Origin of the sequence: Bradyrhizobium sp. DN3 (assembly GCF_041357655.1) — a bacterium.
GTDB lineage: Bacteria > Pseudomonadota > Alphaproteobacteria > Rhizobiales > Xanthobacteraceae > Bradyrhizobium.
Map to the genome: position 1 here is coordinate 90792 of NZ_JAULLN010000009.1, position 15013 is coordinate 105804.

Genomic DNA, 15013 nt, shown 5'->3' on the forward strand with positions numbered 1-15013 from the left:
TAATGCCGGTTTCCATCCACGATGATCCGCCGATCCTGGTCTGCGCGGACCTCCAGGTCGAATATCTGACCCCTGGGCGCCGCCACGTCATCCTCGACGGCGATGCCGCCACCGAGCGCTGCCTGGGACTGCTGACGCTGTGGCGCAGCAATCTCTGGCCGGTGATGCATTTGAAGCGCATCGCGCAGGCGGCCTGGTTCAATCCGGCATCCAGGCTGACCGATTGGATCGCGGAGGCGAAGCCGCGTCCGGGAGAAATGACGTTTGAGCATCCGCTGCCGTCGGCCTACAGCTCGTCGCGGTTTGTGGACTACATGTCCAATATCCACAATGTGCGCTGCGTGCTGGCCGGGTTTTCCCTGGACGAGACCATCCTGGCCACCGCCGTGGACGGGTTTCACCGCAGCCATCGCTACGAGGTGGTCGCTGACGCCGTGGCCTGCCGGCAGCCGGGCACGGGTGATGCCGCCGCCTACAAGCGAGCAGTAGTGAATGTCATCGGGAATTTTGCTACGATCCATTCCAGCGCCGAACTGATCAGAACCAGCGGCGCCGTTGCGGTGTAGGCGGCCGCGATCGGCGGGTGGGGGTCGAGACATTGTCACGGGGAGAACAGCTCAAGGAGCTGGCAAGCGATTTGTTGCGTGCCGTCGAGACGGCGCGCCGCGTCGGCTTGCCCACGACGGTCTATCTGCTCTCGATGGCGCTCGTTGAGGTGAGGGAGGCCGCCGCCGCTGACGATGGGGATGACGACGACGCGGCCTGAGAGCCGTCCCATCCCGATATGCGGCTTTGTGCAACGCTGCTGAGCGCTTGCTGCCGACGAATTGGCGTTGCAAGCTTTGTCCCATCGCAATAGCCAAGTGGCTTGATCATCAAGTGATGACGCTGGCTGTGTGCCGGCGACGTCACGACTTTAGGGATCCCTGCAAATGACCATGCTGCCGAATTCGCAAGAGGCCCGGGATGTGGCCTATCAGCTCCATCCCTACACCAACGCGCGCACCCATCAGCAGGCCGGTCCCCTCGTGATCGAGCGCGGCGAGGGTCCCTACGTGTTCGATGCTGCGGGCAAGCGCTATTTCGAGGCGATGGCAGGCCTGTGGAGCGTCGGGCTCGGCTTCAACGAGAAGCGTCTGGTCGACGCCGCGCACAAGCAGATGCAGGCGCTGCCGTTCTATCACACGTTCTCCGCCAAATCGCACGGGCCCTCGATCGACCTCGCCGAGAAGCTGGTCGCACTCGCGCCGGTGCCGATGAGCAAGGTGTTCTTCACCAATTCCGGCTCAGAAGCGAACGATACAGTCCTGAAGCTGATCGCCTATCGCTCCAACGCGCTCGGCCAGCCCCAGCGCAAGAAGGTGATCAGCCGCCTTCGCGCCTATCACGGCGTCACCATCGCCTCGGCCAGCCTCACGGGCCTGCCGAACAATCACCGCTCGTTCGACCTGCCGCTGCCGAACATCCTGCACACGGGCTCGCCGCATTTCTACAAGGACGGCGCGCCGGGCGAGAGCGAGGAGGCGTTCGCGACGCGCCGGGCCGAGGAACTCGACGCGCTGATCCAGAAGGAGGGCCCGGATACGATCGCGGCCTTCTTCGGCGAGCCGGTAATGGGTGCGGGCGGTGTCATCGTTCCGCCGGCGACCTATTGGGACAAGATCCAGAAGGTCTTGAAAAAGTACGACATCCTGCTGGTCGCCGACGAGGTGATCTGCGGCTTCGGCCGCACCGGCAAGATGTTCGGCTGCGAGACCTATGGCATCAAGCCGGACGCGATGGTGGTCTCCAAGCAGATCACTTCGAGCTATTTTCCGCTGTCGGCGATCATGCTGAACGATCGCGTGTTCGAGCCGATCGCGGACGAGAGCAACAAGATCGGCGTGCTCGGCCACGGCTTCACCGCGGGCGGACATCCCGTCGGCTCGGCGATTGCGCTGGAGAATTTGAAGATCATCGAGGAGCGCGGCCTGGTCGCGCATGCCGCCGAACTGGGGAGCTATATGCAGGGCAAGCTGCGCGAGCTCGCCAGCCATCCGCTGGTCGGCGAGGTCCGCGGTGTCGGCATGATCGCGGCCCTCGAGCTCGTGCTCGACAAGGGGCGCAAGACGGCAGCCGCTACGCCCGGCGCCGTCGGCGGCATCGCCAGCCGCATGCTGCAGGAGCGCGGCGTGATCTCCCGCAACATGCTCGATGCCATCGCCATCTGCCCGCCGCTGATCGCCACCAAGGCCCAGATCGACGAGCTGGTCGCGGCGATCTCGGGTGTGCTGGAGGACATGAAGGGGGAAGTGGCGAAGCTGACGCCGGGGTAGGGGGCGTACCGGCGTCGTCCACTACAATTTCGGTGTCGTCCCGGCGAAGGCCGGGACCCATACCGCGTGATCTATCGATCGGAGTTCGTAGAAGTACCGAATGGCGAATCTTCGCCAAACCCCTCCCAGGGGTAATGGGTCATGGCTTTCGCCAGGACGACATTGGGGAGGCACTTGGACCGCCTACGCCCGCTGCACCCCGACCACGCGGCCCTTTTCGATCGCGAGCGCCAGCTCGCCGCGCTTCAGCTTCAGCGCGGCATCGCCGAACAGCTCGCGGCGCCAGCCGCGCAGGGCCGGCACGTCGGCCTCGTCACTGGCTGCAATCTCCTCGAGATGGTCGACGGTGGCGATCACCTTGCTGGCGACTGCATGGCGCTCCGCGGTCATGCGCAGCAGCACCTTCAACAGCTCGACGATGGCGGCGCCATTGGAGTTGTTGCGCGGCTTCTCCAGCTTCGGCAGCGCCGAGAAATCCCGCGCCAGCCCGCGCTCGACCGCGGCGACGATGTCAGCGCCCCATTTGGATTTCTCAAACCCCTTCGGCACCGAGCGCAGATGGGCGAGCTTCTCCAGTGTGGTCGGCGCATGCGTTGCGATGTCGCTGATGGCTTCATCGCGCAGCACGCGGCCGCGCGGCACGTCACGGCTCTGCGCCTCCTGCTCGCGCCAGGCCGCGACCTCCATCAGTACCGCGAGATCCTTCGGCTTGCGCACCCGGGTCTTCAGCCGCTCCCAGGCGCGCTCGGGGTGGAAGTCGTAGGTTCTGGGCGAGGTCAAGACCTCCATCTCGATGGAGACCCATTCGCTGCGGCGGCGCTTCTTCAGGTCGGCGTCAAGCGCCGCGAACACGTCGCGCAGGTGGGTGACGTCGGATACCGCGTAGTGCATCTGCTCCTTGGTGAGCGGCCGGCGCGACCAGTCGGTGAAGCGGTGGGTCTTGTCCGGGCGGTGACCGGTGACCTTCTCGACCAGCTGGTCATAGGCGATGCTGTCGCCATAGCCGAGCACCATGGCCGCGACCTGGGTGTCGAACACCGGATGCGGGATGATGCCGGCCTGGTGCCAGATGATCTCGATGTCCTGGCGGGCGGCGTGGAAGACCTTCAGCACGCCCTCGTTGCCCATCAGCTCGAAGAACGGTTTGAGGTCGATGCCCTCGGCCAGGGCGTCGATGACAACGGCTTCCTTGGCGCTGGCCATCTGCACCACGCACAACAGCGGGTAATAGGTGGTTTCGCGCAGAAACTCGGTATCGACGGTTATGACGGGGTGCTTGGCCAGCCGGCTGCAGGCAGCCGCGAGGTCAGCAGTGGTGGTAATCAAATCCATGAACGGCCCATGACGAGATCATCAGCCGTTCTGCCGAAAGTGCAGTGATGTCAAGGGGCTCGATGCGAATTCAAGGCTTGCATTTGGGCCGAAATCGCATTTTTCCGACAAAAATCCTATTCGTAGCGGACCCGCTGCGAGGATTTCCGGGCGCACGGCAGCGCCACCACGAGCACGCACATGGCGACCAGAGCCAGTCCCAGGAACTCGAAAACCATCAGATCCACGGCGAATCTCCAGAAACATTGCTAGATTTGTCGGGGGTGCGTTGAGGGTCTGTTAATTCCAATGGTTACCGGCGGCGGGGCCGGGCGAATGGTGGACGGCAGGTTAACGGGCAGCGGCCGTCGAAACGAATTCGGCGCCCCGCATGGCGGAGCGCCGAAGTTTGTTTGCGCGATGAGTTGCCGGCGTTACGGCAGTTTCAGCGACGTCTCCGCGTTGTACGGCTTGAGCGTCTCGTCGGCGGCCTTCTGGGCGGCGGCGAGGGCTTCCTTCGGCTGCTTCTTGCCGTTGAGGACCAGCATCACCTCGTCCTCGAGGTTCTTGCGCACCGGGACGGTCTTGTAGGTCGCGAACCAGGGCTTTGCGACGTCGAGCTGCTCGACGGCGGTCTTGGCGTCCGGGTTCTTGTTCAGGAAGTCGACCATGTCAGGCGTCTTGTAGGCGGCCATGTTGGGCGCGAAATAGCCGGTGGCGCGGCTCCACCAGGCGCTCTTCTCGGGTGAGGTCATCCACTTGATCAGGGTCCAGGCGGCCTTCTGCTTGTCGGCTTCGAGGCCGGCCGGAATGATCAGCGAGGCGCCGCCGATCGGCACCGCGTTGCGGACGTTGCGCGGGATGAAGGCGACCTTGTAGTTGAATTTGGCGTTGTCGCGCACATAGGTGAGCGAGCCCGTGGACAGCATCATCATCGCGGCGTTGCCGGAGATGAAGGAGGTGCTGACGGCGGGGCCAGGGGTGGCGCCGGGCGGATGCACCTTGTGCTTGGCGATGAGGTCGTTCCACCAGGAGAGCGCGCCGAGCATCGAGGGCGTGTCGTAATAGACCTCGCCGCCGAACTCCTCGTTGTAGTAGCGCCCGCCATTGGACATGGTGAGCGTTTCCATCATCCAGCCGCAATAGTCGTAGGCGCAGGGGATCGCGATGCCCCATTGGGTGACCTTGTCGCCCTCGCGCCTGGTGAGCTTCTTGGCCCAGTCGGTGAGCTCGGCCCAGGTCTGCGGCGGCTTGCTCGGATCAAGGCCCGCTTCCTTGGCCTTGTCGGCGTTGATGTAGAGCAGCGGCGTCGAATTGTGGAAGGGCACGCCATAGACCGAGCGGTTGATCACCGCGTTGCCCTGCAGCGCCGGGAAGAACTGGCCTAAGAACTTTTCCTTGGTGGTGCCGTCGGCGGCGATCAGAGAATCCAGATTGGTGAGCTCGTTCTCGATCTGCATGTCGAGCAGGAAGTTGGCCGACATGATCACGGCTGACGGCGGCTTGCCGGCCTTGATCGCGGCGCGCGTCTTGATCAGCGTGTCGTCATAGGAGCCGGTGTAGACGGCGGTTGCCTTGACCTCGGGATGGGTCTCGTTGAACTCCTTGATCAAGGTCCCCATGTCGCGGGCGAGCTTGCCGTCGACGGGAACGGGGAAGAACAAATCGATCTCGGTCGGGCCTTCGCCGGCGAGAGCCGGAAAGGCGAGGGCGCCGGCCATTGTGCCTGCAATGGCAAGGCCGAGCATGAGCCTGCGGGAGAATAGCATCGGAAAATCTCCTATTTGATGCCTGAGGTGACGAAAGAGCTGATGAAGCGCTTCTGGAAGATCAGGAAGGTGACGAGCAGCGGTGCGATCACCATCAGCGTGCCCGCGGCGATGGTGCCCCAAGCCTGCGTGCCCTCGGCCGTCTTGGTGAAGACGGAGAGCCCGACCGTGAGCGGCCGCTTGTCCGGCGAGTTGATCACCATCAGTGGCCACAGGAAGTCATTCCAATGGCTGGTCACGGAGATGATGGCGAAGGCCGAAAAGCTCGGCAGCGACAGCGGCACGTAGATGTGGCGGATGCGCTGAAACAGACCCGCGCCGTCGATCAGCGCGGCGTCCTCCAGCTCGGTCGGAATGGCCTCGAACGCTTGCCGCATCAGGAACGTGCCGAAGGCCGAGGCAAAGAATGGCATCATCACGCCGGTAAGCGTGTCGTAGAGGCCGAGCTGCGCGATCAGGCTTAAATTGGGCACGATCAGCAGCACCGGCACCAGCATCAGCTGCATCAGGAACAGGTAGAAGATCAGGGTCTTGCCGGCGAAGGCGAGCCGCGCAAAGGCAAAGCCCGCCAGTGTGATCGTGACGAACTGCACCAGCAGAATGCCGGTGCAGATGATGGTGGTATTGAGGGTGTAGCGCGGGAAGTCGCCGATCTCCCAGGCCTCCCTGATGTTGTCGAGCGTCGGCTTCAGGCTCGGCATCAGCTCGGCCATGAGATTGATGCCGTCGGAAGCCGGGCGCAGGGTCGCCACGCCCATCCAGAGGAACGGGATCAGCCAGACCAGCGCGAGCAGCACCGTCAGTACGAACCCGAGCTTTGGCGTGATCTCGCGGCGCGTGGCGAGCGGAGCATCCCTAAACAGACGGTCGATCACATTCATGGCCCGCCCTCGCGGTTCGCCAGCGTGCGGAACGAAAGCGCGGTGAGGCCCATCAGCGCGGCCAGCGTCAGCAGTGTCGCCGCGGAGGCCTTGCCGACGTCGTAATGCTCGACCGCCTGCTGGTAGATGTAGAACAGTACGAGATTGGTCGAGTTGGACGGGCCACCCTGGGTCAGGACGAAGACGTGGTCGACTTGCGTCACCGCATTGAGCGTCGCGATCACGGTGACGAACAGGAAGGTGGGCTTAAGCTCCGGCAGGATGATGTAGCGCAGGCGCTGGAACGGACCGGCACCATCGAGATGGGCGGCCTCCATGACGTCCTCCGGCACCGCCTGCAGGCCTGCGAGGAAGAACAGCATGTAATAGCCGGCGTTCTTCCAGATCGTGATCACCATGATCGCCGACAGCGCGATGTCGGGATCGCCCAGCCAGTTCGGCAGCACCGGAAGCAGCCGGCCGATGTAATAGTCGAGCAGGCCGACATTGGGCAGGAAGATGAACAGGAACAGCGCGGATGCTGCGACCATCGGGATCAGCACCGGTAGGAACAGCGCCGCGCGCAGCGCACTGGTCACCGCGCTGGTGCGCGCGAGCGCGAGCGCGAACAACAGCGCCAAGCCGATGCTCGGGATCGCCGTGCCGACGGCATAGATCAGATTGTTGACGACCGCGCCGGTGAAGGCGGGGTCGGCAATCACCGCGCTGACATTGTCGAGGCCGACGAAGCGCACGGGCGCTTTCGGCGTCGTGCGCTGATAGAGCGCATCGATGAACACGCGCCCCATCGCGCCATAGGTGAACAGCGCGAGGAAGATCAGCGAGGGCAGCAGCAGCAGATAGGCCGGTAGCGATGCCTTGAAGCCGGCGGCGAAGCGCTTCAGGACGTGCAGGCGCGGTGCCGCCGAGGTCGCGACCGGGAGAGCCGCGGGTTCGGCGAGGCTCATCTCACCGCGCCGCAAACTTGAGCGCATAGTCGCGGTCGTTCACTCCCGCCGGCGGCTCGAAGGGGAAGCGCAGACTGGTGTCGAGGAAGTCGTGGCTGTGCACGACCAGGTTCTCATCGTCGATCAGCACCACGCCGTAGGCCGGCGGCTCGTGGCTCGCCAGATGCGGCGCGTTGGCATTGAGCTCGAACCAGACCTGGTGGTTGGTGCCGCGCAGCGTCGAGAACGGGATCTTGCCGTAGCTGCCGAAGATCGGACGGTGCACATGGCCGAAGAAGAGGTGGCGGATGCGGCTGCGATAGGGCGCGATCACCTCGGCGAATTCGCCGCGCTGCTTCAGCGCGATCTCGTCCATCGCGAGCACGCCGACCGGGAAGGGCGGATGATGCATGAAGACGACGAACGGCATGTCAGCGGGCGCTGCGGCCAGCGTGCTTTCGAGCCAGCCGAGGCGCTTATTACACATCTCGCCGGCGTGGCTGGTCTCGTCCAGCGTGTCGAGGAAGACGAACAGGCCGTGCTCGGTGGTGCGCGTCCCCTGCACGAAGCCGTTCTGATCGCGCGGCGCGGACCGAAGACCGTCGAGGCAGGCGACGCGCTTGTCGTGATTGCCGACCATGGCGATGTAAGGCATCTTCAGCGCGGCCATCGCGTCTGCGAAATTGGCGTACGATCCAGGCTCGCCCCAATGGGTGAGGTCGCCGGTCACGACCGCGAAGGCCGCATCCGACTGATGCTTGTTGATGTCGGCGATGGCGGCATCCAGCCGGGCGCGCGGGTCGAGGCCATAGAGCTTCAGCCCGGGATTCGCGAGATGCGTGTCGGTGATATGGATGAATTTGAAGGGCATGGCGCGCGTGTCAGGTCTCTGGGAGGACGGTCGCCTCCGGCAAGACGGCCCGCCAGCCGGTTAGAGTGAGAGTGTTTCAGTTTGATGACAGTGGTTGCCGACGCGGCAAATTGTTGGGCAGAACGGCGAGTGCGGTCAACGGGGTCGTCTCGCGTTGCGGCATCGAGCCTATCGCAGTGCGCAGTGTCGGACGAGCGCAGGCAAATCCATCAGCATCGCGAGTGCAGGGATGGTAGAGGCGCCGAGGAAGATGGGTGCGTTGCGCTCTACCCGTCGAACGGCATTTCTCACGTCCCGCAGAACGTCTGCAGCACCCGCTGATCCGGGAGCGGCGGATCGGCGTAGGCCGCATAGTCCGGCTGGTCCTCGTACGGCTTGGCCAGCACCTTCACCAATTCCTCGAACGGAGCATAGTCGTCGTCGTTGACGGCGGCCTGGATCACGGCTTCGACGCGGTGGTTGCGCGGGATAAACATCGGGTTGACGGCGTGCATGGCGGCTTTCCGTTCGGCCGCGCTCTGCGGCTCCAGGGCAATGCGCTCGCGCCAGCGCTTGGCCCAGTCGTCGAACGCCGAGGGATCCATGAAGTGCGCGCGGACGTCGGAGGCGCCGGCTTCATCCCCCGCGGCCTCACCGAGCTTGCGGAAGGTGAGGGTGAAGTCGGCCTGGTTCTTGGCCATGGCATCGAGCAGGTCCTGGATCAGGGCGTCGTCGCCGTCGCGCTCCCCAAACAGGCCGATCTTCTTGCGCAGGCCGGCCTGATAGGCGTTGCTGAACGTCTCGGCGAACGCGCCGAGAATGTCCTGGGCTTCGGCGACTGCTTTCTCCTGATCGTCGGAGAATAGCGGCAGCAGGCATTCGGCGAGCCGGGTCAGATTCCACAAGCCGATGCGCGGCTGGTTGGCATAGGCGTAGCGGCCCATCTCATCGATCGAGGAGAACACCTGCACGGGGTTATAGGCATCCATGAAGGCGCAGGGGCCGTAGTCGATGGTCTCGCCGGAGATGGACGTGTTGTCGGTATTCATCACGCCGTGGATGAAGCCGACCAAAAGCCAGCGCGCGACCAGATCGGCCTGGCGCGCGACGACGCTTGCGAGCAGGGCGTGATAGGGCCGCTCGACATGCAGCAGCTCGGGATAATGGCGGGTGATCACGTGGTCGGCGAGCCGGCGGATCGCCTCAGTGTCACGGCGGACAGCAAAGAACTGGAAGGTGCCGACGCGGATATGGCTGGAGGCGATGCGCGTCAGCACCGCGCCGGGTAGCGCGGTCTCGCGGATGACGTGCTCGCCGGTGACGACGGCGGCGAGCGAGCGCGTGGTCGGGATGCCCAGCGCGAACATCGCTTCGCTGACGATGTATTCGCGCAGGACCGGCCCGAGCGCGGCGCGGCCGTCGCCGCGGCGGGAGAACGGGGTGGGGCCGCTTCCCTTGAGCTGGATGTCGCGGCGGACGCCGTCTTTATCGATGACCTCGCCGAGCAGGATGGCGCGGCCGTCGCCAAGCTGGGGCACGAAATGCCCGAACTGGTGGCCGGCATAGGCCATGGCGATGGGATCGGCGCCGACGGGAACCGCCTTGCCGGCCAGGATTTCGGCGCCTTCCGGGGTCTCCAGCGCATCCGGATCGAGTCCGAGCTGGACCGCCAGCGGCCGGTTCAGCTTGATCAGCCGGGGCGCCGCCACAGGGGTCGGCGCGACGCGGGCGAAGAAGCTGTCCGGCAGCGCCGAATAGGAGTTCTGGAAGGGGAAATGGACCGTCATGGCCTCAAGATAGGGCTGGAACGCCTGATGGCAAAGGCTCGGCCCTTGAAAATGGACGCATCTGGCCCAAAACAGCGCGTTCCCTTGGTTGCCGCCTAGGGCCTCGTCGGGTAAACCCTGCCGCAACTTCGGACCGGCCGTTACCGGCCGTCCGATTCGCTTCCTCCGACATTGATTTTGGGACGACCATGCATCGCTACCGGTCACATACATGCGGCGCGCTCCGCGAGAGCAACATCGGCGAGACGGTTCGCCTCTCGGGCTGGGTCCATCGCGTTCGCGACCATGGCGGCGTGCTGTTCATCGACCTGCGCGACCATTACGGCCTGACCCAGTGCGTGGTCGACCCGGACTCGCCGGCATTCTCGCTGGCCGAGAAGCTGCGCTCGGAATTCGTGGTGCGGATGGACGGCAAGGCCCGCCGCCGCCCAGAAGGCACCGACAATGATGATCTGCCGACCGGCAAGGTCGAAGTCTACATCAGCGAGATCGAGGTGCTGGGCCCGGCCGGCGACCTGCCGCTGCCGGTGTTCGGCGACCAGGAATATCCCGAGGACATCCGCCTGAAGTACCGCTTCCTCGATCTGCGCCGCGAGAAGCTGCATCAGAACATCATGACCCGCATCGAAATTATCAAGTCGATGCGCAGGCGCATGGAGGGGCAGGGCTTCTTCGAGTTCAACACCCCGATCCTGACCGCGTCCTCGCCGGAAGGCGCGCGCGATTTCCTGGTGCCCTCGCGCATCCATCCCGGCAAATTCTACGCACTGCCGCAGGCGCCGCAGCAGTACAAGCAGCTCTTGATGATGAGCGGCTTTGATCGCTACTTCCAGATCGCGCCCTGCTTCCGCGACGAGGACCCGCGCGCCGACCGTCTGCCCGGCGAGTTCTATCAGCTCGACGTCGAGATGAGCTTTGTGACGCAGGACGACGTCTTCGCGGCGATGGAGCCTGTCATCACCGGCGTGTTCGAGGAGTTCGCGAGAGGAAAGCCGGTGACGAAGGGCTGGCGCCGGATTCCCTTCGCCGAGGCACTGCGCAAATACGGCAGCGACAAGCCGGACCTGCGCAATCCCATCGAGATGCAGGACGTCTCCGAGCATTTCCGCGGCTCCGGTTTCAAGGTGTTCGCGCGCATGCTCGAAGATCCCAAGAACCAGGTCTGGGCGATCCCGGCGCCGGGCGGCGGCAGCCGTGCCTTCTGCGACCGCATGAATTCGTGGGCGCAGGGCGAGGGCCAGCCCGGCCTCGGCTACATCATGTGGCGTGAGGGCGGCGAGGGTGCAGGTCCGCTCGCGAACAACATCGGGGCCGAGCGCACCGCCGCGATCCGCGCGCAGCTCGGCGTGAAGGAGGGCGATGCCGCCTTCTTCGTCGCCGGCGATCCCGACAAGTTCTGGAAGTTCTCCGGTTTGGCCCGCAACAAGGTCGGCGAGGAGTTGAACCTCACCGACAAGGAGCGGTTCGAGCTCGCCTGGGTCGTCGACTTCCCGATGTACGAGTACAACGAGGACGACAAGAAGGTCGATTTCTCGCACAACCCGTTCTCGATGCCGCAGGGCGGTCTGGAAGCGCTGAAGGGACAGGATCCGCTGACCATCAAGGCGTTCCAGTACGACATCACCTGCAACGGCTACGAGATCGCCTCGGGCGGCATCCGCAACCACGTGCCGGAAGCGATGGTGAAGGCGTTCGAGATTGCCGGCTATGGCGAGCAGGAAGTGGTCGACCGCTTCGGCGGCATGTACCGCGCCTTCCAGTACGGCGCGCCGCCGCATGGCGGCATGGCCGCGGGTGTCGACCGCATCGTGATGCTCCTGTGCGGCACCACGAATTTGCGCGAGATCTCGCTGTTCCCGATGAACCAGCAGGCCATGGACCTCCTGATGGGCGCGCCGTCGGAAGCCACCACCAAGCAGCTCCGCGAACTGCACGTGCGGGTGAACCTGCCGCAGAAGTGAGTGGCTCGCCTCTCCCCGCACGCGGGGAGAGGCCGCGTCGCACCGAAGATGCGAGGCGGGTGAGAGGGGACTCTCCGCGATTCGATCTGCTGATCTTGGGTCCGCTCTCTCCACCCGTCAGCAATGACGGGAAGGGATTTTCGCCAGGTCAGCTGTCATCTCATTCGCAGCGATAAGCCCTACAAACCTGTCGACGCCTCGATCCTGAACTGCGCCAGCGCGCTCTCCGGGTCGCTTTGCGAGAGCTGCATCAATTGCATCAGCGGCACCTTGGCGCGGGGCGTCAGCTTGATGGTCAGCGTCTGCCCGGATGTCTCGACGAAGCCGGCGAGCGCATCGACGGCCATTCTAACGTCGGCATTGGACGCCGCGATCTTCCCGCCCTGCGCCCTGATCATCTCGACGATGGCGCTGCGCGCGGCGTCGCGGCTGACATCCTGCATGCGCGAGAACTGCGCCACGACGAGATCGACGACGCCGCCGTCGCGCAGGGAGAGCTCGATCGCGCCGGTCTCGATCTGGCCGGCCTGGCTCATGGCCTGCACCGGATCGGCGGTGAACATCGTGCGCGGCACGTTGGCGAGCGCGAGGCGGGCCTGTGCCCTGGCGAGATTGCCGAGATCGATGGTGGCGGGCGCGAGCGCAAACGCACCTGATGACTCCGTCCAGGCAGCGCCGAGATCGAGGTTGATCGCGAGCTTGTCGACGCCCGCCATAACCAGCGGCCGCTGCGCCGGGTTGGCGGGATCGGTGGGGGTGACCATTTTCACGACCAGGCTGGCCTTGCTCGGGATCGATCCGACCAGCTGGCCCCAGTTCAGGCTGACCGTATCGATGGTGACGAACTGGCGCGTGTTCTTGTAGGGCGCCACTACGCCCTTGATCTCGGCGCCTTCGAGCACGCGGAACAGGCCCAGCAACTGATCGGGCGAGGGCGCCTGCCCATGACCGCTGAGGCCTGCCGCCCAGCGCATCAGGTTTGCCGCGCTGAACGATTTCAGCGCGAATCGCTCCATCTTGAACTGCCCCTGTGGGGACGGCGTATCGATGCCTTCGACCGCGAACTCGCCCTCGCGGTATCTGACGGCGTTGATCCTGGCCGTCCCTTGCGGCGTGCCCATCGAGGTCTTGCCGACTTCGATCTTGCCGATGCGAAGGCCCTCATAGAACCCGGCGAGCTTCCCCATCATCTCGCGCGATTGCGCTTGTGTCGGGAGGACCGACCGGTCCGTCGGCATGAGCGCAACGATCTCGGCCGGCCGGAATTTTGACGGCTGCACCGCGATGTCCTCGAAGGTGATCCCGTCGATGTCGATCCGCATGCCCTGGGTCGATTTGAGCACATAGGGGCCGGCTGACATCTGCCGGTAGACGCGGTGGTAGCTGGCATCGCCGGCCTTCTGCGGATCGAGCGCCGCGGCGATCGCGGTCGCGTCGAAATCGTTGACGACGATGTTGGAGAGATCGCCGGTCAGCTTGTCCTGCTTGCCCGGCTGCGGCACGTCGATGGTGAAGACGGCCCGGTCCGCCTTCATGGCATCGATCTTGCCGTGCTTGAGATGCTGGATCGCCAGCCGCGAATAGGCGACCTCGCCGCTGCCGGCAACGCTGCCGCTCGCATCGAAGCTCATCGTCAGCGTCGGAGCCGTGACTGACGATGCAGTGACGCTTGCGTATTGATCGAGCACATAGCGGTAGATGTCGATCAGGGAGTCGCCCTTCGGCACATTCCCGGCGTGAAGGGGGCCGGCATAGTCACGCAGGGTAAGTTGCGGGATCTTGTAGGACGCCTTCAGCTTCGTGGGGCCGACTTGGTTCAGTGCGACTTCGAAACCCGTGACGTCGATGCTGTCGGCCGAGAACCTGACATCGTCGATCAGGCGGATGCCCGTGCCCTTGATGCCGGCGATCTTGATCTGCGCCTGCTCGCCGGGAGCGATCGCGATGTCCTCGATCGTCACCATGCGAGTGGGCAGATCGAAATCAATCTTGCCATGGCTCGCCTTGCCGCCGCTCGAACGGATCCTTTCGAACGCGGCCTCAACCTCGGCGGTGGCGCGATGCTTGGCGTAGAGGTTGAAGCCGAACCATCCGCCCGCTCCGAGCACGGCTGCCACGATCAGGCCGATCAGGATTCGCTTCATTCCCTTGCTCCAGTTGCTCGTTTTGCACCGTGCAACCTGGCATATTCGCGAAACGCTATGCGGTCCAGGGAAAGCTATGGTTTTCAAGTATTTGACCACGCGTCCTGTTGATGGGGTCGCAATCGGATGTTGCCACCGGGGCGCCTGCCGTGCTTCATCCCGTTTCCATGGCCCGGAAATACCCGTCCGCGCGGGCGGCCGCTCCGGATCAGGCATTTTGAGGCCGGTAACGCGAGGCGAGACACCGCATGTCGTCCTATTCTGATGATCTCCATCAAATCAGAAAAGGCATTAAATATCAATAAGTTGGCCGGATCGTTTTACAGGCGGTTTTACAGCTCTACGTTCGATCGTTTTTTGAGCGTTGATCGACTTTCAGATGCGCGACCTCTCTGTCTTCGGTTTTACAGCGCGAACTGAATTTGCTTGCCCGAAATAGGCTAGTGGCGAGAAGATCAGCGCGGCCCTCAGCGGCTTTGCGATGTAAGAAGTTGCGCGATCGCAATGGACCATGGGCTCACTTTCAGGTTCTCGTCACGATCAAGCTTGGAAAGCTTTGGCGCTTACTATCTGTGGCCGTCCACAAATTCCTTCAGCTCATTCTCTAACGCAGCGATGTCGTCGCCTTTGCGCGCTCGCATTTCCGAGAAACATGCGACGGCTCCAGTGAAGAATACTTTCTTCAAGAGTTGTAGGTCTTCCGAAGAGAGCTTCGTATCGAACTCATTTGCTGCGACAGCTTGTTCCCAGTGTTCACGCAAAAGCATTGTATGTGTCCCTCAAATTCTTACAGTCATGTGCGATCTGTTCGCGCGATATGGTCAAATAAACTGAGCCCTTGCAGGTACCTGCAATATTCGTCGTACATGCAATCTCCGCGAGCATCAACTGATCCAGAAAGTTGGCAACAGCGAGTTGTCGAACAGGGGATAACCCCCTCCGAAACCATTCAACGGTCTCGCATCGCTTGGATTTGCTTTTGTATTCTCTACGTATCGATTTGCTTGCTGCCGAAAAACAACAAGACCAACTTCTTGCCATCCAGGGATATCGGCGATGAGATCTCGCC

Annotated in this window: 12 protein-coding genes; 4 read left to right on the top strand and 8 right to left on the bottom strand. The window is 63.6% G+C overall.

Annotation, left to right across the window (positions count from 1 at the left end; genetic code table 11):
* Positions 1–2 precede the first annotated feature (2 nt).
* From AAE027_RS15505 to AAE027_RS15515, 3 genes are all read left to right on the top strand, one after another.
* Positions 3–566 (top strand): cysteine hydrolase family protein, encoded by a 564-nt coding sequence (locus tag AAE027_RS15505; RefSeq protein ID WP_370985399.1) that lies wholly within the window; start codon positions 3–5, stop codon positions 564–566.
* Between the two features lie 17 nt (positions 567–583).
* Positions 584–766 (top strand): hypothetical protein, encoded by a 183-nt coding sequence (locus AAE027_RS15510; protein ID WP_370985487.1) that lies wholly within the window; start codon positions 584–586, stop codon positions 764–766.
* A gap of 166 nt (positions 767–932) precedes the next feature.
* A complete protein-coding gene (locus tag AAE027_RS15515; protein ID WP_370985398.1) occupies positions 933–2315 on the top strand; it encodes an aspartate aminotransferase family protein in 1383 nt (460 codons plus the stop codon).
* A 183-nt stretch (positions 2316–2498) separates the two neighbouring features.
* On the opposite strand, the gene rnd is transcribed toward AAE027_RS15515, so the two are convergent.
* From rnd to AAE027_RS15545, 6 genes are all read right to left on the bottom strand, one after another.
* Positions 2499–3647: a ribonuclease D gene (rnd, locus tag AAE027_RS15520; protein WP_370985397.1), complete on the bottom strand. Its 1149-nt coding sequence runs from the start codon at positions 3645–3647 to the stop codon at positions 2499–2501.
* A gap of 413 nt (positions 3648–4060) precedes the next feature.
* Positions 4061–5395 carry an ABC transporter substrate-binding protein gene (locus AAE027_RS15525; protein ID WP_370985395.1) on the bottom strand — a complete coding sequence of 445 codons (1335 nt, stop codon included), beginning with the start codon at positions 5393–5395 and terminating at the stop codon, positions 4061–4063.
* Between the two features lie 11 nt (positions 5396–5406).
* Positions 5407–6276, bottom strand: coding sequence for a carbohydrate ABC transporter permease (locus tag AAE027_RS15530; RefSeq protein ID WP_091892900.1), 870 nt, complete (start codon positions 6274–6276; stop codon positions 5407–5409).
* Positions 6273–7223, bottom strand: a complete 951-nt coding sequence (locus AAE027_RS15535; RefSeq protein WP_370985394.1) for a carbohydrate ABC transporter permease — start codon at positions 7221–7223, stop codon at positions 6273–6275. The genes AAE027_RS15530 and AAE027_RS15535 overlap by 4 nt, the downstream gene beginning before the upstream one ends.
* A gap of 1 nt (position 7224) precedes the next feature.
* The gene (locus AAE027_RS15540; protein ID WP_370985393.1) at positions 7225–8073 is read right to left on the bottom strand and encodes a phosphodiesterase; all 849 of its coding nucleotides are present in this window, start codon (positions 8071–8073) and stop codon (positions 7225–7227) included.
* 287 nt (positions 8074–8360) lie between these two features.
* On the bottom strand, positions 8361–9839 hold the full coding sequence (locus AAE027_RS15545) for a protein adenylyltransferase SelO (protein WP_370985392.1): 1479 nt from the start codon (positions 9837–9839) through the stop codon (positions 8361–8363).
* A gap of 188 nt (positions 9840–10027) precedes the next feature.
* On the opposite strand from AAE027_RS15545, the gene aspS reads away from it, so the two are divergent.
* Positions 10028–11800 (top strand): aspartate--tRNA ligase, encoded by a 1773-nt coding sequence (gene aspS, locus AAE027_RS15550; RefSeq protein WP_091892909.1) that lies wholly within the window; start codon positions 10028–10030, stop codon positions 11798–11800.
* Between the two features lie 179 nt (positions 11801–11979).
* On the opposite strand, the gene AAE027_RS15555 is transcribed toward aspS, so the two are convergent.
* Positions 11980–13944, bottom strand: coding sequence for a hypothetical protein (locus tag AAE027_RS15555; RefSeq protein WP_370985391.1), 1965 nt, complete (start codon positions 13942–13944; stop codon positions 11980–11982).
* A 566-nt stretch (positions 13945–14510) separates the two neighbouring features.
* Positions 14511–14711, bottom strand: coding sequence for a hypothetical protein (locus AAE027_RS15560; protein WP_370985390.1), 201 nt, complete (start codon positions 14709–14711; stop codon positions 14511–14513).
* Between the last annotated feature and the right edge of the window lie 302 nt (positions 14712–15013).